This window comes from Cupriavidus lacunae (assembly GCF_003353055.1).
Classification (GTDB): domain Bacteria; phylum Pseudomonadota; class Gammaproteobacteria; order Burkholderiales; family Burkholderiaceae; genus Cupriavidus; species Cupriavidus lacunae.
The window spans coordinates 1-1,463 of sequence record NZ_QKWJ01000224.1 but is presented as its reverse complement, the minus strand read 5'-3'; the positions used below and the strand labels follow the sequence as shown (position 1 = coordinate 1,463).

The following is a 1,463-nucleotide window of genomic DNA, read 5'->3' as shown; positions in this document are numbered from 1 at the left end:
CCACCCCTTTCAAGGTGATCAAACGACACGTCCAGCCTTGATGACACGGGCGGTAGATACATGCCGTCGTGCCACGCATCCGGCAACATAGCCCTTCTTCTTGGGCGCCTTCGGTCCCCGAGCATGTTTGCGCATCGCGCGGGGATCAACGTGCGTCGCGATCTTGAGCAACTCGCGGCTGAGTTGGGCTGGGGTGAGAGGGTCATAGCCTTCCCATATCTCGGGCGGTACCGCGATCATCATGCCGGCATACGTTGCCCGAATTTCGCTGGCGAGGTAATACGGTGAGAGCTCGATGTCGCCGGTATCCAGTTCATGCCGGATTCTCACGGCAGTCGCAATCACGCTCAGCACGTTATACGCGAGCGCGGCCACGCCGAAGGCCAGCAGCGCCGCGCGCGGCTGACTCAACGAACGAATCTCGCTGTTGAGCACCGATTCGAGCCGCTGAAACAGATTCTCAATGCTCCAGCGCTTCCGGTATAGCTGGGCGACAGCCTCGGCCGTCAGGTGGGCGGCCGGAACATTCGTCAGCAGGCGGATGACGGTGTCACCGTCCTCGGTGGCACGATCCAGACGCAACTCAATGCGCCGCAGCGGCAGCGGCGTGTTCGATTCATCCAGGATGCTGACGGCCTGTTCGTACACGAGACCGGTCTCGACCCGGCCCATTTCGCGTGCCGGCTCCAACTCGCTGGGGTTGGGATTGCGGCCGTGCTCCCGCACGAGGAAGGCGCTACCGCGGCGCTGCCAGCCGGTAAGAATCGCCCGGGTGCTGAAATTGCGATCGGCGATCCACAACTCGCCAGGCTCGGCCGATTCGAGCAGGGTTTCCATGATGGCCCGCTCCTGGGCATGCGCATCCTCACAGGGCACCAGATCGACGATCATCGCCGTATCCGGGTCATAAACCACCAATGACTGCCCGGGCAAGGCCGCGCCCCGAAACCCACGCAATGGTTTCAGGCGCTTTTCGCTCGCCGGCAAATGGCTCCCATCCACGATGCGCAGGCGATAGCCGTCCACCGAGGGTGGCTGCTTGCGCAACATCGGTTGCACGACCGGCCCCAGCCGCCGCGCGCTGCCTTGTACCAGGGCACGAACCAGTCCCGGTTCGGTCCGGCTGATCTTGTCGTACAGCGCGGTGATGGAAACCGGCAGCGCCGGACTGGCCTTGGCTGCCGCATGCACCGAGGGACGCAGGCCCACGGCCACCAGCGACATGATTTCCACTGTCGTCGAAAAGAGTAGCTCCCGCGTGTACTGCGCTTCTCGCTCCTGCTCGAACAACTCATCGATCCAGGCCGGATCGAGGGCGCGTTGCAACCCCAGGCGCGCCATCACGCTGATCGGGCTGTGTTCGATAAAGCGTTCCACCACTGCGTCCAGTACCACGCCACTGACTCCGTCTTCGGTTCGAGGACACGGAGCTTGCCCTATTCTTCATCACCTTGAAAGGGGTG

1 protein-coding gene is annotated in these 1,463 nt (G+C 63.0%); it reads right to left on the bottom strand.

All coding sequences use genetic code 11. From position 1 onward, the window contains the following. Positions 1–18: 18 nt before the first annotated feature. Positions 19–1,341 carry an IS4 family transposase gene (locus DN412_RS42805; protein WP_115216988.1) on the bottom strand — a complete coding sequence of 441 codons (1,323 nt, stop codon included), beginning with the start codon at positions 1,339–1,341 and terminating at the stop codon, positions 19–21. Positions 1,342–1,463 lie beyond the last annotated feature (122 nt).